This window comes from Sanguibacter sp. TS_SC_8, assembly GCF_055361235.1.
On record NZ_CM143955.1, the window covers coordinates 2,920,262 to 2,938,975 of the forward strand.

Genomic DNA, 18,714 nt, shown 5'->3' on the forward strand with positions numbered 1-18,714 from the left:
TGAGTGCTGGGTTGTCCGGGGAAACGCCGGGGCAAAGTCATATGGTCAGAGCAACGCTCGTCTGAATGGAGCGTGTGATGGTCAAGTTGTTCCCTGCTGGGACTCGTACGAAGTTCGTGGATCTGGTGTGTTCGGGGGTGTCCGTTCAGGTCGCTGCTCAGCGTGTAGGGGCTCATCCGGCCAGTGGCTCGAGGTGGTGGGCTCAGTCTGGTGGCATGGAGATCTCGCGTGGTGCCACTGGTGGTTTGGCTGGTCCGGTTCCTCCTGCTGAGCCTGGGGGCCGGGAGGTGACGCTGGCCGAGCGCGGCATGATCCAGGCGGGCCTGCATGACGGCTGGAGCTACGCCAAGATCGCCCGGCTCGCGGGTCGCAACAAGTCGGTGATCTGGCGGGAGGTCAAGCGCAACACCAGCCCCGACGGCGTCTACTACGCCTCGGTCGCCCATCGCACGGCGTTCCAGGAGCGCCGGCGCCCCAAGGCGCTCAAGCTCGTCGACAACGCGCCGTTGTGCGACTTGATCGCGGTCTGGATGGACGACGGCTGGAGCCCGAAGCTCATCTCGTCGATGCTGGAGTTCTACTTCGCCGGCGACGAGACTATGCAGGTGAGTCACGAGACGATCTACCAGGCCCTCTACGTCCAGACCCGCGGGGGTCTGCGGGCGGACCTGGCCCAGAACCTGTCGTTGAAGCGCCGCAGACGCGTCCCCAACATCGACACCCGGCCCAACAACAGCCCCTACAAGGACGCGTTGAAGATCAGTGACCGGCCCGCCGAGGTCCAGGACCGGGCGGTCCCGGGGCACTGGGAAGGGGACCTGATCATCGGGTGCGACGGGACCGCGATCGGGACCCTGGTGGAGCGGGCCACGCGGTTCACGATCCTGCTGCACCTGCCCGGTGACCACACCGCCGAGACGGTCGCGGCTGCGATGATCGAGGAGATGAAGGACCTCCCTGACCACCTGCGCCGCTCGATCACCTGGGACCGCGGAACCGAGCTGGCCCAGTACGCCCAGATCCAGACGGCCCTGGACCTGCAGCTGTACTTCTGCAACCCCCACTCGCCCTGGCAGCGGGGCACCAACGAGAACACCAACCGGCTCCTGCGGTTCTGGTTCGAGAAAGGCTCAGACCTGTCCGTTCACACCCCCGACGACCTCCGCCAGGTCGCCGCCAAGCTCAACCGCCGGCCCCGCCCCACCCTCAACCTCGACACCCCCGCCAACCGCCTCAACGACCTGCTGCTGGCGGCATAGCCCACCCCGTTGTCCTGACTACTTGACTTTGCCCCGGCGTGTCTGCGGAGGATCCCGCACTCAACGGTGTTGGGGCGGGCTGGGGCCGGACGGCAGCCGGAGAGGGGCGGTGGGGTCGGCGGTTTGTGTCCGGGGACGACGAAAGCCCACCCCCGAAGGGGTGGGCTTTCGTTGAAAGGTTGTCCGGCAGCGACCTACTCTCCCACACAGTCACCCGTGCAGTACCATCGGCGCAGTGAGGCTTAGCTTCCGGGTTCGGAATGGGACCGGGCGTTTCCCTCACGCTATGACTGCCGTAACTCTATTAGGTTTTTCGACCGGGAACTCACGGCCGTACCCTAAGAACTGCACAGTGGACGCGTAGCACACAAAATTTGAGTGTTATCAAGTTATCGGCTTATTAGTACCGGTCAGCTCCGAAGGTCTTTCGTCCCTTCTTCCACATCCGGCCTATCTACCCAGTGGTCTTCTGGGAGCCTCTCGGGACGAATCCCGTGGAAACCTCATCTTGAAGCAAGCTTCCCGCTTAGATGCTTTCAGCGGTTATCTCTTCCGAACGTAGCCAACCAGCCGTGCTCCTGGCGGAACAACTGGCACACCAGAGGTTCGTCCGTCCCGGTCCTCTCGTACTAGGGACAGCCCTTCTCAAGTTTCCTGCGCGCGCAGCGGATAGGGACCGAACTGTCTCACGACGTTCTAAACCCAGCTCGCGTACCGCTTTAATGGGCGAACAGCCCAACCCTTGGGACCTACTCCAGCCCCAGGATGCGACGAGCCGACATCGAGGTGCCAAACCATGCCGTCGATATGGACTCTTGGGCAAGATCAGCCTGTTATCCCCGGGGTACCTTTTATCCGTTGAGCGACGGCGCTTCCACAAGCCACCGCCGGATCACTAGTTCCGACTTTCGTCCCTGCTCGACTTGTCAGTCTCACAGTCAAGCTCCCTTGTGCACTTGCACTCGACACCTGATTGCCAACCAGGCTGAGGGAACCTTTGAGCGCCTCCGTTACATTTTAGGAGGCAACCGCCCCAGTTAAACTACCCATCAGGCACTGTCCCTGATCCGGATTACGGACCGAGGTTAGATATCCAGAGCGACCAGAGTGGTATTTCAACGTTGACTCCACACACACTGGCGTGCATGCTTCATAGTCTCCCACCTATCCTACACAAGCCGCACCGAACACCAATACCAAACTATAGTAAAGGTCCCGGGGTCTTTCCGTCCTGCTGCGCGTAACGAGCATCTTTACTCGTAGTGCAATTTCGCCGAGTTCACGGTTGAGACAGCGGAGAAGTCGTTACGCCATTCGTGCAGGTCGGAACTTACCCGACAAGGAATTTCGCTACCTTAGGATGGTTATAGTTACCACCGCCGTTTACTGGGGCTTAAATTCTGAGCTTCGCACAAGTGCTAACCCGTCCTCTTAACCTTCCAGCACCGGGCAGGCGTCAGTCCGTATACATCGTCTTGCGACTTCGCACGGACCTGTGTTTTTAGTAAACAGTCGCTTCTCCCTGGTCTCTGCGGCCCTTGCACGCTTCCCCAGCAAGTGGGTACACGCTCCGGGCCCCCCTTCTCCCGAAGTTACGGGGGCATTTTGCCGAGTTCCTTAACCATGATTCTCTCGATCGCCTTAGTATTCTCTACCTGATCACCTGAGTCGGTTTAGGGTACGGGCGGCTAGAACCTCGCGCCGAGGCTTTTCTTGGCAGCATAGGATCACCCAATCATCGTCCATACGGACTCACCATCAGTTCTCAGGATATGTGAACAGCGGATTTGCCTACTGTTCTCCCTACAACCTTGGACGTGGACAACCATCGCCACGCTGGGCTACCTTCCTGCGTCACCCCTGTTAATGCGCTTACCTACTACCAGCTCGGGTCGTGCGCTCCCCTGAGTCCTCGGCCCCGAAGGGCGTGCGGACCAGGCTTGGGCACTTAGCATCACCAGATTCGGTATGGGCGGTTCTTCGCCGGTAGGAGAATATCAACTCCTTGTCCATCGACTACGCCTGTCGGCCTCGCCTTAGGTCCCGACTTACCCAGGGCGGATTAGCCTGGCCCTGGAACCCTTGATCATTCGGCGGACGGGTTTCTCACCCGTCATTCGCTACTCATGCCTGCATTCTCACTCGTGTAGCCTCCACCGCTGGGTTCCCCCGCGACTTCACTGGCCACACGACGCTCCCCTACCCATCCACACACCTGGACCACGAAGGCCTGGTTATTATGTGAATGCCACAGCTTCGGCGGTATACTTGAGCCCCGCTACATTGTCGGCGCGGAATCACTTGACCAGTGAGCTATTACGCACTCTTTCAAGGGTGGCTGCTTCTAAGCCAACCTCCTGGTTGTCTGTGCAACTCCACATCCTTTCCCACTTAGCATACGCTTAGGGGCCTTAGCTGGTGGTCTGGGCTGTTTCCCTCTCGACTATGGAGCTTATCCCCCACAGTCTCACTGCCACGCTCTCACTTACCGGCATTCGGAGTTTGGCTGGCGTCAGTAACCTTTTGGGGCCCATCGGCCATCCAGTAGCTCTACCTCCGGCAAGAAACACGTGACGCTGCACCTAAATGCATTTCGGGGAGAACCAGCTATCACGAAGTTTGATTGGCCTTTCACCCCTACCCACAGGTCATCCCCCCAGTTTTCAACCTAGGTGGGTTCGGTCCTCCACGCGGTCTTACCCGCGCTTCAACCTGCCCATGGGTAGATCACTTCGCTTCGGGTCTAGACCCAGCGACTCATTCGCCCTATTAAGACTCGCTTTCGCTACGGCTTCCCCACACGGGTTAACCTCGCCACTGAGCACTAACTCGCAGGCTCATTCTTCAAAAGGCACGCTGTCACCCCTGCTAGGGAGGCTCCAACGGATTGTAGGCACACGGTTTCAGGTACTATTTCACTCCCCTCCCGGGGTACTTTTCACCTTTCCCTCACGGTACTTGTCCGCTATCGGTCACTAGGTAGTATTTAGGCTTATGAAGTGGTCTTCACGGATTCACACGGGATTTCTCGGGCCCCGTGCTACTTGGGATCCCCTTCGGGAGGCCACGTCATTTCGTCTACGGGGGTCACACCCTCTACGCCGGGCCTTTCAATGCCCTTCGACTATAACGCGGCTTTCTGACTCCCTGAAAGTTCGGCAGAACAATCTGAAAGGTCCCACAACCCCGCCCATGCAACCCCTGCCGGGTATCACACATGAACGGTTTGGCCTCATCCGCTTTCGCTCGCCACTACTCACGGAATATCTCTTCCTGTCGGTACTGAGATGTTTCACTTCCCGACGTTCCCTCCACACACCCTATATATTCAGATGCGGGTAACTGGACATAACTCCAGCTGGGTTTCCCCATTCGGAAATCCTCGGATCACGGTTCGTTTGCCAACTCCCCGAGGCTTATCGCAGGCTACTACGTCCTTCATCGGCTCCTAGTGCCAAGGCATCCACCCTGTGCCCTTAAAAACTTAATATCACTAAATTGCAGAACAAAGACTCGTAAGTCCTTGATCGCAAAGATGCTCGCGTCCACTGTGCAGTTCTCAAGCTACGGACGATCCCACCGAACACCACCGCCTACACACCCCAGGGGCATGCGGTTCGGATGGATCACGGTGACCCGCGTGCAGCAACCCCGGTCGATGAGACCAGGGCTGCCTGAAGTTCGTTCGCCTTTCGGCGCCCGTACCTTCAGGACCCAACAGTGTGCTTGCGTCCACCCACCTCACTGGCCACAGGTTCCACCCGCTCCCCGAAGGGGGCGACGTACTTCCATGACCGGCGCTGCCGGCATCCATAGTCAATGTTCCACCCGTGAGCAACCACCCACCCCCTCATTCGGAGAGTGGACGTGGCCACCTGACCACTTCCGGGGTAGTCCCCGAACAGCGCCAGCATGTAGCTCCTTAGAAAGGAGGTGATCCAGCCGCACCTTCCGGTACGGCTACCTTGTTACGACTTAGTCCCAATCGCCAATCCCACCTTCGACGGCTCCATCCCACAAGGGGTTAGGCCACCGGCTTCGGGTGTTACCGACTTTCGTGACTTGACGGGCGGTGTGTACAAGGCCCGGGAACGTATTCACCGCAGCGTTGCTGATCTGCGATTACTAGCGACTCCGACTTCATGGGGTCGAGTTGCAGACCCCAATCCGAACTGAGACCGGCTTTTTGGGATTCGCTCCACCTCGCGGTATCGCAGCCCTTTGTACCGGCCATTGTAGCATGCGTGAAGCCCAAGACATAAGGGGCATGATGATTTGACGTCATCCCCACCTTCCTCCGAGTTGACCCCGGCAGTCTCCTATGAGTCCCCACCATAACGTGCTGGCAACATAGGACGAGGGTTGCGCTCGTTGCGGGACTTAACCCAACATCTCACGACACGAGCTGACGACAACCATGCACCACCTGTACACCAGTCCGAAGACGCACACATCTCTGCATGATTCCGGTGTATGTCAAGCCTTGGTAAGGTTCTTCGCGTTGCATCGAATTAATCCGCATGCTCCGCCGCTTGTGCGGGCCCCCGTCAATTCCTTTGAGTTTTAGCCTTGCGGCCGTACTCCCCAGGCGGGGCACTTAATGCGTTAGCTGCGGCGCGGAACTCGTGGAATGAGCCCCACACCTAGTGCCCAACGTTTACGGCATGGACTACCAGGGTATCTAATCCTGTTCGCTCCCCATGCTTTCGCTCCTCAGCGTCAGTAGTGGCCCAGTGACCTGCCTTCGCCATCGGTGTTCCTCCTGATATCTGCGCATTCCACCGCTACACCAGGAATTCCAGTCACCCCTACCACACTCTAGTCTGCCCGTACCCGATGCAAGCTCAAGGTTGAGCCTTGAGTTTTCACACCAGACGCGACAAACCGCCTACGAGCTCTTTACGCCCAATAATTCCGGACAACGCTTGCACCCTACGTATTACCGCGGCTGCTGGCACGTAGTTAGCCGGTGCTTCTTCTGCAGGTACCGTCACTTTCGCTTCTTCCCTACTGAAAGAGGTTTACAACCCGAAGGCCTTCATCCCTCACGCGGCGTCGCTGCATCAGGCTTTCGCCCATTGTGCAATATTCCCCACTGCTGCCTCCCGTAGGAGTCTGGGCCGTGTCTCAGTCCCAGTGTGGCCGGTCGCCCTCTCAGGCCGGCTACCCGTCGACGCCTTGGTGAGCCATTACCTCACCAACAAGCTGATAGGCCGCGAGTCCATCCTTGACCGAAAAACTTTCCAGACACAGACCATGCGGTCGCATCTCATATCCGGTATTAGACGTCGTTTCCAACGCTTATCCCAGAGTCAAGGGCAGGTTACTCACGTGTTACTCACCCGTTCGCCACTGATCAAGAAGAGCAAGCTCCCCCATCACCGTTCGACTTGCATGTGTTAAGCACGCCGCCAGCGTTCGTCCTGAGCCAGGATCAAACTCTCCGTAAATGTTTGATATCAACCCCTCCGAAGAGAAGTTAACAACCATACGAAGCAAGCACCCCTGCAAAGAGGCACCTGATTAATCAAGGCTACAAACCGAAAACTTGCGTTTTCAATTCATACCAAATAAACCTTGCTGCGAATCAGCCACCAGATCGAAGACCCGGCAACCAACACCAGACAAGGGGTCTTGGCATTGACTATTAAGCACACTGTTGAGTTCTCAAGGAGCGGACGCGCACCACTTCCAGACCCTTCGGTCCTTCTCTTGGGGCAACCTCTCTAGCCTATCCGATCACGCCTAGCCCGTCAACCACCCCGTTTCCGAGCCAGTCAACCGCCATCAGCGGGCCGTTCAAGCCTACCCGATCCACCCTCGCGTCCGAACCGCTCTTCCAAGCAATCCGCACCCCGGTCTGAACCAGAAGCCCCACACTACTCCACCCGGCGAGACCAGCTCACCAAGCACCTGCAGCGTAGGAAACCAACCCCGGGACCAGCCACTTCGCGGCGGCTCTCACGAGCTTCGCAGTGGTGTCTGTGCCTCCCAGTCGGGCTGACTTCCAGAACAGTACGGCCACCGGACCGAGACCGTCAAACCCGAGCGACGTGACTGCGACCACATCCAGCGTCGCAGGTGGCTGGCCGTCAGTCGGCCGTCGCCGGCGTGGGCTCGTTCTCCACCAGTTCGTCCTCCACCAGAGCCGCCTCCACGAGGTCCGACTCCGCCAGCTCCGGCGCGGCCGGCGCCCCCTCGGCGAGCAGGCGCACGAACCCCGCCTCGTCGAGGATGGTCAGGCCCAGCTCGCGCGCCTTGGCTTCCTTGGAGCCGGCGTTCTCCCCGACCACGACGAAGTCGGTCTTCTTCGACACCGACCCCGACGCCTTGCCCCCGCGCACGATGATCGCCTCCTTGACCTGGTCCCGGTTGAAGCCTTCGAGGCTGCCGGTCACCACGATCGTCAGTCCTTCGAGCGTCCGCTCGATCGAGGAGTCCCGCTCGTCGTGCATGCGCACGCCCGCCGCGCGCCACCGCTCGACGATCTCCCGGTGCCAGTTCTCCGCGTCGAGCGGGTCCCCGAACCACTCCCGCACGGCGCCCGCGATGGTGGGCCCGACGCCTTCCGTCGCAGCAAGCTCCTCCTCGGTCGCGGCGATGATCGCGTCCATCGAGCCGAGGTGGGTCGCCAGCGCACGGGCCGCCGTCGGGCCCACGTGGCGGATGGAGAGTGCGACGAGGACCCGCCACAGTGGCTGCGACTTCGCCTTCTCGCGCTCGGTGAAGAAGGTGACCGTCGTCGCCGTCGGCTTCGACGGCGTCTTCGCCGTGGGCTTCGTCCAGAAGAAGAGCACCTGTTCCCAGACGTCGGTGACGACGCCCTTGACCTTCTTCTGGCGCCAGACCTTGACGTCGGCGAGCTCGTCGACGGTGAGGTCGAAGAACCCGGCCTCGGTGGCCAGGACCGGGATCTGACGCTCGATCCCGGCGTCGTCGGCGCCGGGGGGGCGGTTGAGCTCGGGGTCGACGAGCGCGATCGCGGCCTCCCAGCCCATCGCCTCGATGTCGAAGGCACCCCGCCCGGACAGGTGCGCCACCCGTTCGCGTAGCTGGGACGGGCAGGAGCGCTGGTTGGGGCAGCGGATGTCGACGTCGCCGTCCTTCGCCGGGGCCAGGAGCGTGCCGCAGGACGGGCAGTGCGTGGGCATCTCGAACTCACGCTCGGTGCCGTCGCGCAGCTCCGTGACCGGGCCGACGATCTCGGGGATGACGTCCCCCGCCTTGCGCAGCACGACGGTGTCCCCGATGAGCACGCCCTTGCGCTTGACCTCGCTGCCGTTGTGCAGGGTGGCCATCTCGACCGTGGACCCGGCGACCAGCACCGGCTCCATGACGCCGTAGGGGGTGACCCGCCCGGTCCGGCCGACGTTGACCCGGATGTCGAGGAGCTTGGTGTTGACCTCTTCGGGCGGGTACTTGTACGCGATGGCCCACCGCGGCGCGCGGCTGGTCGCCCCGAGCTGGCGCTGCAGGGCCAGCTCGTCGACCTTGATGACGATCCCGTCGAGCTCGTGCTCGATGTCGTGGCGGTGCACGCCGTAGTGGTCGATCATCTCCTGCACCCCGGCGAGCCCGGAGACCACCCTGTTGTGGGCGGAGACCGGCACCCCCCAGGACTCCAGCAGGGCGTAGGCGTCAGACTGCCGCTGCAGCGTGGACGGCCTGCCCGCCTCCCAGTGCAGCGCGCCGATGCCGTGGGCGTACATCCGCAGCGGGCGGCTCGCGGTGATCTTCGGATTCTTCTGGCGCAGCGACCCTGCCGCGGCGTTGCGCGGGTTGGCGAACGGCGCCTTGCCGGCGGCCACCTGAGCCTCGTTGAGGGCGGCGAACTGGTCGGTGAGCATGAACACCTCGCCGCGGACCTCGATGAGGTCCGGGTGCGTGGCGGGATCCCCGCCGAGGGTCTTGGGCACGCTCTCGATGGTGCGGACGTTGAGCGTCACGTCCTCCCCGGTCCGCCCGTCGCCGCGGGTCGCCGCCCGCACGAGCCGGCCCTTCTCGTAGAGCAGCGCGATGGCCAGGCCGTCGATCTTCACCTCGCACAGGTAGTGCACCTGCGTCGAGCCGATCTCGCGGTGCACCCGTTCGGCCCACGCCTCGAGGTCCTCGGCATTGAAGGCGTTGTCGAGGCTGAGCATCTGCTCGACGTGGTCGACCGCGGCGAAGTCGGTCGAGAAGCTGCCGCCGACGCGCTGGGTCGGGGAGTCTGGGGTGCGCAGGTCGGGGTGGGCAGTCTCGAGCGCGTCGAGCGACCGCAGCAGGGCGTCGTACTCGGCGTCGGACACGGTGGGGGCGTCGCGCACGTAGTAGGCGAACTGGTGCGCCTCGATCTGCTCGGCCAGCTCGGCCCAGGCGCGGTGCGCCTCGCTCGAGGCTGGGCTCACGTCGGTCGCACTCGTGGCAGGCATGGGTTCACTCACCGGTCCATCATCGCGCGAACCTCCGACATCTGCGGGGAACCCTCGCCGCGACAGGCGCGTGTCAGAGTTGTCCCATGAACTCTGAGGCCACCGCCGTGTCAGGATCCCCCGCGACCACCACCCCGACCACCACCGCGACCGACCCGTTCCTCTGGCTCGAGGAGGTCGAAGGAGACGAGCCGCTGGCCTGGGTCCGCGAGCGCAACGCCGCGACCGCGGCAACCCTGGAGGCGACCGACGAGTTCGCGACCACCGAGGCACAGATCCGCGCGGTCCTCGACTCCGACGCGAAGATCCCCGGCGTGAGCAAGGTCGGCGACCTCTTCTACAACTTCTGGAAGGACGCGGACCACCCCCAGGGCCTGTGGCGGCGCACCACGCTCGAGTCCTACCGGACCTCCGACCCGGAGTGGGAGACGGTCCTCGACGTCGACGCTCTCGGCGCGGCCGAGGATACGAGCTGGGTCTGGCACGGCGCGCAGGTGCTGCGCCCGGACTATCGCAAGGCCCTGGTCAGCCTGTCCCCCGGCGGCTCCGACGCCGACGTCACCCGCGAGTTCGACCTCGTCACCAAGGCCTTCGTGGCCCCGGGCGACGGCGGCTTCTTCCGCCCCGAGGCCAAGGGCGACCTGGCCTGGATCGACGACGACACCGTCTACGTCTTCACCGACTTCGGCGAGGGCTCGCTCACTCCCTCGGGCTATCCCCGCATCGTCAAGCGGTGGACCCGCGGCACCCCGCTCGCCTCCGCCACCCCCCTCTTTGAGGGCGAGGCCGACGACATGTACATCTCGGCCTTCCGCAGCCACACCCCTGGGTTCGTCCGCGACTTCGTCGCCCGGTCGCTGGCCTTCTACTCCTCCGAGCTCTTTGTCCTGGGCGCGGGCGACGCGCTGACGAAGATCGACGTGCCGCGCTCGGCCGAGGTGGGCGTCAAGCGCGAGTGGCTGCTCGTCGAGCTCCGCGACGACTGGACCGTGGGCGGGACCACCTACACCGCGGGTTCCCTGCTCGCGGCGAACTTCGACGCGTTCCTGGCTGGGGAGCGTGAGCTCACCGTGCTCTTCGCCCCGGGCGCCACGACCTCCCTGGCCGGGGCCACCTGGACACGCGGCCACCTCGTGATCAACGTGCTCGACGACGTCAAGAACCGGTTGCACGTCCTCACCCCACCCACCGGTGGGACCGGGACCTGGCCGCGCAGCCCCTTCACCGGAGCCCCGGAGATCGGCACGGTCGAGGTCTCGGCCGTCGACTCCGACGACAGCGACGACGTGTGGCTCGTGGCCACCGACTACCTCACCCCCACGACGCTGTCGATCACGACGGTCGGTGACGAGGCGGCGGTCCCGGCGCTGCTGAAGTCCATGCCGACGTTCTTCGACGCCGACGGCCTGACCATCGACCAGCACTTCGCCACGTCCGACGACGGGACGCGCGTCCCGTACTTCGTCGTGCGTCGGGCGGACCTCGCCCTCGACGGGACCGCCCCGACTCTGCTCTACGGCTACGGCGGCTTCGAGATCTCCCTCACCCCCGGATACTCCGGCGGACTGGGGCGGGCGTGGCTGGCCCGCGGCGGGGTGTATGTCGTCGCGAACATCCGCGGCGGCGGTGAGTACGGGCCGCGCTGGCACCAGCTGGCGCTCAAGGAGAACCGGCACCGCGCCTACGAGGACTTCTCCTCGGTCGCGAAGGACCTTGTGGGGCGCGGGATCACCTCCCCCGCGCACCTGGGCGTGCAGGGCGGATCGAACGGCGGGCTGCTCACCGGCAACATGCTCACCCAGTACCCCGAGCTCTTCGGGGCTGTCGTCATCCAGGTGCCGCTGCTGGACATGAAGCGGTACTCCCACCTGCTGGCCGGGGCGTCCTGGATGGCCGAGTACGGCGACCCCGACGTGCCCGAGCAGTGGGAGTACATCCGCACGTTCTCCCCGTACCACCTTTTCGACTCCGGCCGCGAGTACCCGCCGGTGCTGTTCACGACGTCGACCAAGGACGACCGGGTGCACCCCGGGCACGCCCGCAAGCTCGCCGCGGCGATGCTCGCGGCGGGCAAGGACGTGACGTACTACGAGAACATCGAAGGTGGTCACGGCGGCGCGGCCAACAACTCCCAGGCCGCCCACATGCAGGCCCTCGCCTACCGCTTCCTGTGGGAGCGGCTCGCCTGAGACGTCGTCAGCGCAGGATCCACGCCACCCCGGGCTACGGCTCGGGGTGGCGTGCGTCGTAGGAGAGCAGCCGCGGCTGCCAGCGCAGCAGGACCAGGAGCACGACGACGCAGGTCAGGCCGCCGGCGATGGCCGCCCAGCCCTCGCCCCACCAGGACGACTGCGCACCGAGGACGAGGTCGCCCAGGCGCGGTCCGCCCGCGACGACGACGATGAAGACGCCCTGGAGGCGCCCTCGCATGTCGTCAGGGGTCGCAGACTGCAGGATCGTCTGGCGGAACACCGAGCTGATCGCGTCGGAGGCCCCGCACGCCACGAGCATGATGAGCGCCCCGACGAGCGCGACGACGAGGACCTCGTCGGGGCGGGAGCGCCCGGCGAGCACGAGCACCACGCCGAACCCTGCGACCGACAGGCCCCACGCGATGATCGCCCACATGATGACCACGCCCTGGCGGTTGACCCGGGTCAGGCCGCCCGAGAACAGCCCGGCGAGCAGCCCGCCGACGGCGAGGGCAGCGGTGAGCGCGCCCGTCGTCGTCGCCCCACCACCGATGATGACGACGCCGATCGCCGGGAAGAGCACCCGCGGCATGGCGAAGACCATCGCGGCGAGGTCGACGAGGAAGGTCATGCGCACGTTGGGCCGGGTGGCGAGGTAGCGCAGACCCTCCAGGACGGAGGAGAGACCGACACGCTTGGGGGCGCCCGCGGTCGCGCCGACGCCATCGTCCCCCGGTTCCCCGGCGTGCGAAGGCTCCGGAGGCATGCCGGGCAGCTGGACGAGGGCCCACAGCGCGGCCGTGAAGCAGAGCACGTCGACCGTGTAGACGATGCCGTAGCCCCACCGGCTGACGATGAGCGCGGCGGCGAGCGGACCGATCGTCAGTGCGACGTTCCACGTCATGGTCATGAGCGTGTTGGCGGCGGGCAGCAGCCTGGGGTCGAGCAGGCGCGGGATGATCGCCGAGCGCGCCGGGTTGTTCACCGCGAAGGCGGCCGACTGCAGCGCGACGAGGGCATAGAGCAGGTTGACCGAGTCGGCGCCGAGCCACGCCTGGGCGGCCAGCGCCATCGTCACGAGCCACAGCACCGACGACGCGATGAGGGCGACCTTGCGGCGGTCGTAGGCGTCCACGAGCGCACCGCCGTACAGCCCCAGGAGCACGAGCGGGACGAGCGCGCAGATGCCGAGCACCCCGACGGCCAGCGTCGAGGACGTAAGGGAGTAGACCTGCAGGCCGACCGCGACGACGGTCAGCTGGGCGCCGAGGTTGGAGATCCCCAGGCCCCACCACAGCCGGCGGAAGGCCGGGGACACACGCAGCGGCGTGGTGTCGGCGAGGAGTCTGGGCACTTGAGGGATCCTATCCCTGGGCCACCCGGTCGATCGGCAGGATCAAGTCAGCTGCGAGGAATCGGCATGGATACGTCACCTGAGCTGGGCGAGACCACCGCCGACGTCGCAACTCAGCGCACTTCGCTGCGGTCAGCGCAGACCAACGGTGCGCGATGGGTAGGCGTCGTCTCCTTGACGTGGCTGATCACGGTGATCGGGTTCTCGCTCGTGATCGCCGTCGAGCGCGCTGCTGCGGGCAGCCGCCTGGACGTGTGGGGCGAACCGGTCGACCACGTGCTGGCAGGGCTTGGGACAGTCAGCGTCGTGTACCTCTTCCTGTTGCCCATCGCGAGCCTGACGGTCCTGGTGGCCAACGTCATCGACCTGGTCCGCAACCTCGAGATGAAGCCGGTCGCCCAGGTCGTCCGGATGCTCACGATCGGCGCGGCCGTGGCCGCACCGATCATCACCTACGCGGTGCTCGGACCGTAGCGGCGTCCCTCGCCGTCGGCGGACGTCAAGCCCAGCCGCCTGGATGCCGGATCCGGTAGGGAGACGAGTCAGGCCCCGCGCACACCCGAGACGCGGGGGTCCGTTGCCCGTGGGGCAGATCTGCTCAGGAGCCCCACCACGAACAGGAGCAGGGCCACCATGAACAGCAGGTACGAGTCATACGGGCCAACCGGTCCGATGGGAGTGAGCAGCAGGATGCCCAGAGCAGTGAGTACAGCGGAGAGCGCGAGAAGGACCCGTCTCCGGGAGAACATCGCGGTCGATCCATCCGTTTCAGGCATATCGATACGGTAGGAGAACCCCGACAAGGTCAAGGTTGCCGAACCCCAGCGGGCCGCGTCGTGAAGACCCGTCGGCTCAGGTCAGTCCGCCGCCCGCTCCGCGAGGATCGCAGCCGCGCGGACGACCGAGCCCAGGGCACCGCGTGCGGCGTCGGGCGTGCTGGAGGCAGCAAGGGTCGCCGCGGACCCGGCTGAGGTGAGCACGACGTCGGCGAGGCCGGCCAGCGGCAGGCCCATCCGTCGCCACGGGACGCTGACCAGGTCGGCGAGGCCGCGCACGTCCGTCCCGGCGCACTGCGAGACGGTCGCCGGCGGCAGGCCCGCCCACAGCTGGGTGCCACGTTCGACGGCGCGGGCGACAAGCTCCCAGCCGCGCTCGTTCCACGCGGGACCGTCGGTGACGGCGCCGAGCTCAACCCCGACGGCGTCGGCCCCGGCGAGGACGACCGGGGCGATGCCGACCCAGGCGGCACCGACGTGGACCACGCTGCGGGCCTGGGCGTCGCGGGCGGCGTCGAGCACGGGACGCAGGGCGTCGAGGAGGTCGGGGCCGCGGACGGCGCGCAGCCGGGAGTAGCCGGAGAAGGTGGGGATGACACCGGCCGCGACCTGTCCGAGCAGGGACTCGTCCACCTGGACGGTCACCTGGGCGCCGGGCACCTGGGCGCGGACGGCCGCGACGTGCTCGCCCACCCCGAGGGCCAACGAGCCGGCGAGCTCGGCGACGGCTCCCCGGTCGGCGAGCACCCGGTCACCGCGCGCGAGGTAGAGGGTGGCCGCGAGCGTCCACGGGCCCACGACCTGGACGGTGATCGGGCCGGAGTAGCCGTGCCCGGCGACGGCCAGGGCGTCGAGGTCCTCACGGAGGAAGGACTGGGCGCGCTCAAGGTCCATCCCCGGGTGGTCGCTGAGCTTCCAGCCGTGCGTCCCGAGCTCGACCGGCATGTCTGCGAGCAGCGCCGCCGTGCGGGCCACGGGCAGCGCACCGGCGCCGCGGGCGGGCAGCTGGGCGAGGAAGGGCAGGCCGGTGACGCCCTCACCGGTCTCGGCGAGGTCACCGAAGATCGTCAGGTAGGCCTCGAGGGAGTCGACGCCCGGCCAGACGCCGGGCCCGGTGGCCCCGGTCACGCGGACTGCGCGACTGGGGACGCCGCGCTCCACCCCGAGCTCACCACGGTCGACTGCCCCAGCACCCGGGTCCCGAGGTAGGCCACGAGGGACTGCCCGGCGGCGACGCCGCGCAGGGTCTCCCCGGTGAGCTCGACCTCCATCCGGCCCGCAGGTCCGGTGGCGTCGGCGACGGCGCGGACCCGGGCGGGCACCGGCTCGCCGTGCGCGCGCACCTGGACCTCGGCGTCGAAGAAGTCCGACCCGTGCTCGTCGAGTCCCGCCGCGGCGAGCACGTCGTCCGCGAGCCACACGCTCTGGTCACCGGCGATCCGGTCGACCGTGAGCATCTCGGCCGGGCCGACGACGATCCGGTTGGACACCGGCTGGACGTCCAGGACGTAGCGCGGTTTGCCGTCGGCCGCCGGGCGCCCGATCGAGAGGCCCTTGCGCTGGCCGACGGTGTAGGAGTACGCGCCGTCGTGCGCGCCGATGATGGCGCCGTCGGTGTCGACGATGTCCCCCGGCTTGGAGCCGAGGTGGTCGCGCAGGAAGCCCTGGGTGTCGCCGTCGGCCACGAAGCAGATGTCGTAGGAGTCCGGCTTGTTCGACACGCTCAGCCCGCGGGCGGCGGCCTCGGCGCGCACCTCGTCCTTGGTCTCGTATGCCCCGAGCGGGAACATGGCGCGCGCGAGGCGCTCCGGGCCCATGACGGCCAGCACGTAGGACTGGTCCTTGGCGGTGTTGGGCGAGCGGTGCAGCTCGCGGACGTCGGCGCCGTCGGCCCCGGTGCGGGTGATCACCTGGGCGTAGTGGCCGGTCGCGACGGCGTCGAAGCCGAGGGCGGTCGCCTTGTCCAGCAGGGCCTCGAACTTGATGTGCTCGTTGCACCGCACGCACGGGTTGGGCGTGCGCCCGGCGGCGTACTCGGAGAGGAAGTCGGCCACGACGGTGTCTTCGAACTTCTCCGACAGGTCCCACACGTAGTACGGGATGCCGAGGATGTCGGCGGCGCGGCGGGCGTCGCCGGCGTCCTCGATCGAGCAGCAGCCCCGCGACCCGGTGCGGAACTGGTTGCGGTTGCGCGAGAGAGCCATGTGCACACCGACCACCTCGTGGCCGGCGTCGACCGCGCGTGCGGCGGCCACCGCGGAGTCGACTCCGCCGGACATCGCGGCGAGAACCCGCATCAGCGCACCTCCTGCGTGCCGTGTGTCTCCTGTGTGCCGTCAGAGCCCTGCGCCCGCGTGTCACGGCTGCGGTTCGTGCCGATCCCCGCCGAGGCCAGGCCTGCGGAGGTGGCCCGGGCGACGACGCCGGGCAGGACGCTGAGCAGCAGGTCGACGTCGGCGTCGGTCGAGGTGGAGCCGAGGGAGAAGCGCAGAGCGCCGCGCGCGTCCCGTTCCCCCACCCCCGTCGCGAGCAGCACGTGGGAGGGCTGGGGAACCCCCGCCTGGCAGGCGGACCCGGTCGAGGACTGCACACCGGCGGCGTCGAGCAGGTACAGCAGGGAGTCGCCCTCGCAGCCGGCGAAGGTGAAGTGGGCGTTGCCGGGCAGGCGGAGCCCGGCGCCGGCCGGGTCGGTGTCCGTGGCCGGGTCCGGGCCGCGCAGCGTGGCGGTGGGGATCAGCTCCCGGACGCCCGCGATGAGCCGGTCCCGCAGCGCCACCACGCGCGCGGTCGTGGCCTCCATGGCGTGCACCGCCTCGGTCAGCGCGACGGCGAAGGACCGGATCCCGGCGGCGTCGAGGGTCCCGGACCGGACCCCGCGCTCCTGCCCGCCCCCGTGCAGCACGGGCGTGAGGCCGAGGTCGCGGCGGGCCAGCAGGGCGCCGACGCCCACCGGGCCGCCGAGCTTGTGGGCGGTGAGGGTCAGCGCGTCCAGGCCGCTCGCGGTGAAGTCGACGGGGATCTGCCCGGCGGCCTGCACGGCGTCGGAGTGCACCGGCACGCCGTAGGGCCGGGCCGCGGCGACGACGTCGGCGATCGGCTGGATCGCGCCGATCTCGTTGTTGGCCCACATGACGGAGATGAGGGCGATCTCAGGGCCGTGCTCGGCGAGCTCGGCGCGCAGCGCCGCGACGTCGAGCACTCCACGGGAGTCCACCGCGAGCAGGACGATCTCGGCGCCGGCGTGCTCGGTCATCCAGAAGGCCGGGTCGAGGACAGCGTGGTGCTCGACGGCGGAGACGAGGATCCGCCGGCGCTCGGGGTTGGCCACCCGACGGCACCAGAACAGGCCCTTGATGGCGAGGTTGTCGGCTTCCGTACCGCCGCCGGTGAAGATGACCTCGCTGGGGCGGGCGCCGAGCGCGGCGGCCACCTGCTCGCGGGACTCCTCGACCACGCGCCGCGCCGCGCGTCCGGCGGCGTGCAGCGAGGACGGGTTGCCGGCCACCGCGAGCTGGTCGGTGAAGGCCTCGATCGCGGCCGGCGACATGGGTGTTGTCGCCGCGTGGTCGAGATAGGCGGTAGGAGATGGGGTCACGGGCACCAGTCTACGAGCCGCCCGCAGCGCCCCGGACGGTGCCCGGCACGTCGCGGGGCACGTCGCGGGGCCTGTCTCGGGGCGCGGTCAGCCCCTGTGCGCGCGGATCGCCTGCGCCGCCTGCGGGAGGACGTCGGCGAGATCCCCGACGACGCCGAAGTCTGCGATCTCGAAGATCGGGGAGTCCGGGTCGTTGTTGACCGCGATGATCACGCCGGAGGCCTGCATGCCACCGCGGTGGTGCGGGGCGCCGGAGATGCCCGCCCCGATGTACACCCGGGGGGCGATCGTCACACCGGTCTGACCGATCTGCGCGTCGTGGGTCACCCAGCCCTCGTCGACGGCGTCGCGGGTCGCGCCGACCGCAGCGCCCAGGGCGTCGGCCAGCTCCTCGACCGGGGTGAAGTCCCCGAGGGTCCCCCGCCCACCGGCCACGACGTAGGCCGCCTCGGCGAGCGCGGGGCGCCCCGCGCCTCCCTCGGGCGGGGGGTGCTCGGTGCGGGAGACGAGGACCGCGGCGGTCGCGGCGGCGCTCGGAAGCACCTCCATGCGGTCGACCCGCGTGAGAGTCGGCGAAGGGGCCGGGGCGGCCACGACGGCGTTCGCGCGGACGGTGACGACGGCCACCGGTGTGGTCACCGCGCAGGAGACGTCCCAGGACCCGGCGAAGACGCGCTTGTCGCCGATCACCCCGCGGGAGTCGACGGTGACCGAGGAGGCATCGAAGACGATCCCGGCGCCGAGGCTGTGGGCGAGGCGGGCGCCGATCTCACGGTTGACGAAAGACGAGGACAGCAGCACGAGGTCTGCCCCGGTCGCGGTCACGGCCGCGACGAGCGCCTCGGCGGCGACCGGAGTGAGGTGAGCAAGATGGGTGAGGTGGGCGGCGCCGGTGGCGCCGTCATCGACGACATCGGCCACCAGAAGGTGCCCGACGCCGTAGACGCCGACCTCGTCGAGGGTGTCCTGGGACGGTTCGGCCAGCGCGACGGCCGTGACCTCGCCGAGATCGCGCGCGATCGTCAGGAGCTCGCGGGCCGGTGAGCGCAGGCCACGGTCGGGGTGGTCGAGGACGACGAGGACGGTGCGTCCTGCAGGGGTGAGGTCGGTGTCAGCCATGATCAGTC

General features: G+C 66.8%; 9 protein-coding genes and 3 rRNA genes. 3 read left to right on the forward strand and 9 right to left on the reverse strand.

Annotated elements, in window-relative coordinates; translation table 11 throughout:
• The first annotated feature begins 77 nt into the window (after window positions 1-77).
• A complete protein-coding gene (locus ACWA15_RS13320) occupies window positions 78-1,259 on the forward strand; it encodes an IS30 family transposase (protein ID WP_464055820.1) in 1,182 nt (393 codons plus the stop codon).
• Between the two features lie 181 nt (window positions 1,260-1,440).
• On the opposite strand, the gene rrf is transcribed toward ACWA15_RS13320, so the two are convergent.
• The 4 genes from rrf to ligA all read right to left on the reverse strand — a co-directional run bounded on the left by rrf (window position 1,441) and on the right by ligA (window position 9,670).
• Window positions 1,441-1,557 (reverse strand): 5S ribosomal RNA (rrf, locus tag ACWA15_RS13325).
• Window positions 1,558-1,639: 82 nt separating this feature from the next.
• Window positions 1,640-4,749: ribosomal RNA gene (locus ACWA15_RS13330) — 23S ribosomal RNA — on the reverse strand.
• A gap of 436 nt (window positions 4,750-5,185) precedes the next feature.
• Window positions 5,186-6,709, reverse strand: a 16S ribosomal RNA gene (locus ACWA15_RS13335).
• Together the 16S, 23S and 5S rRNA genes form the textbook arrangement of a ribosomal RNA operon.
• Window positions 6,710-7,351: 642 nt before the next feature.
• Complete coding sequence (gene ligA, locus ACWA15_RS13340) at window positions 7,352-9,670, reverse strand: NAD-dependent DNA ligase LigA (protein WP_464055821.1); 2,319 nt, start codon at window positions 9,668-9,670, stop codon at window positions 7,352-7,354.
• Window positions 9,671-9,756: 86 nt separating this feature from the next.
• On the opposite strand from ligA, the gene ACWA15_RS13345 reads away from it, so the two are divergent.
• A complete protein-coding gene (locus ACWA15_RS13345) occupies window positions 9,757-11,859 on the forward strand; it encodes a prolyl oligopeptidase family serine peptidase (protein ID WP_464055823.1) in 2,103 nt (700 codons plus the stop codon).
• 34 nt (window positions 11,860-11,893) lie between these two features.
• Here ACWA15_RS13345 and ACWA15_RS13350 read toward each other — a convergent pair whose 3' ends face one another.
• Window positions 11,894-13,216 carry an MFS transporter gene (locus ACWA15_RS13350; protein ID WP_464055824.1) on the reverse strand — a complete coding sequence of 441 codons (1,323 nt, stop codon included), beginning with the start codon at window positions 13,214-13,216 and terminating at the stop codon, window positions 11,894-11,896.
• Window positions 13,217-13,282: 66 nt separating this feature from the next.
• Here ACWA15_RS13350 and ACWA15_RS13355 point away from each other — a divergent pair, with 66 nt between their 5' ends.
• On the forward strand, window positions 13,283-13,690 hold the full coding sequence (locus tag ACWA15_RS13355; protein ID WP_464055826.1) for a hypothetical protein: 408 nt from the start codon (window positions 13,283-13,285) through the stop codon (window positions 13,688-13,690).
• Between the two features lie 383 nt (window positions 13,691-14,073).
• On the opposite strand, the gene ACWA15_RS13360 is transcribed toward ACWA15_RS13355, so the two are convergent.
• The 4 genes from ACWA15_RS13360 to ACWA15_RS13375 all read right to left on the reverse strand — a co-directional run bounded on the left by ACWA15_RS13360 (window position 14,074) and on the right by ACWA15_RS13375 (window position 18,706).
• A complete protein-coding gene (locus ACWA15_RS13360; RefSeq protein WP_464055827.1) occupies window positions 14,074-15,120 on the reverse strand; it encodes a uroporphyrinogen decarboxylase/cobalamine-independent methonine synthase family protein in 1,047 nt (348 codons plus the stop codon).
• A complete protein-coding gene (mnmA, locus tag ACWA15_RS13365) occupies window positions 15,117-16,289 on the reverse strand; it encodes a tRNA 2-thiouridine(34) synthase MnmA (RefSeq protein ID WP_464055828.1) in 1,173 nt (390 codons plus the stop codon). Before mnmA ends, ACWA15_RS13360 begins: the two co-directional genes overlap by 4 nt.
• Window positions 16,289-17,539 (reverse strand): cysteine desulfurase family protein, encoded by a 1,251-nt coding sequence (locus tag ACWA15_RS13370; RefSeq protein ID WP_464059511.1) that lies wholly within the window; start codon window positions 17,537-17,539, stop codon window positions 16,289-16,291. Before ACWA15_RS13370 ends, mnmA begins: the two co-directional genes overlap by 1 nt.
• A 135-nt stretch (window positions 17,540-17,674) precedes the next feature.
• Window positions 17,675-18,706 (reverse strand): electron transfer flavoprotein subunit alpha/FixB family protein, encoded by a 1,032-nt coding sequence (locus ACWA15_RS13375; protein WP_464055830.1) that lies wholly within the window; start codon window positions 18,704-18,706, stop codon window positions 17,675-17,677.
• Between the last annotated feature and the right edge of the window lie 8 nt (window positions 18,707-18,714).

Excerpts from the sequence above, each read along its gene's own strand:
- ACWA15_RS13320 (WP_464055820.1), top strand. The coding sequence starts at position 78 with ATGGTCAAGTTGTTCCCTGCTGGGACTCGTACGAAGTTCGTGGATCTG.
- ligA (WP_464055821.1), bottom strand. The coding sequence starts at position 9,670 with ATGCCTGCCACGAGTGCGACCGACGTGAGCCCAGCCTCGAGCGAGGCG.
- ACWA15_RS13345 (WP_464055823.1), top strand. The coding sequence starts at position 9,757 with ATGAACTCTGAGGCCACCGCCGTGTCAGGATCCCCCGCGACCACCACC.
- ACWA15_RS13355 (WP_464055826.1), top strand. The coding sequence starts at position 13,283 with ATGGATACGTCACCTGAGCTGGGCGAGACCACCGCCGACGTCGCAACT.
- mnmA (WP_464055828.1), bottom strand. The coding sequence starts at position 16,289 with ATGCGGGTTCTCGCCGCGATGTCCGGCGGAGTCGACTCCGCGGTGGCC.
- ACWA15_RS13370 (WP_464059511.1), bottom strand. The coding sequence starts at position 17,539 with ATGTCGCCGGCCGCGATCGAGGCCTTCACCGACCAGCTCGCGGTGGCC.
- ACWA15_RS13375 (WP_464055830.1), bottom strand. The coding sequence starts at position 18,706 with ATGGCTGACACCGACCTCACCCCTGCAGGACGCACCGTCCTCGTCGTC.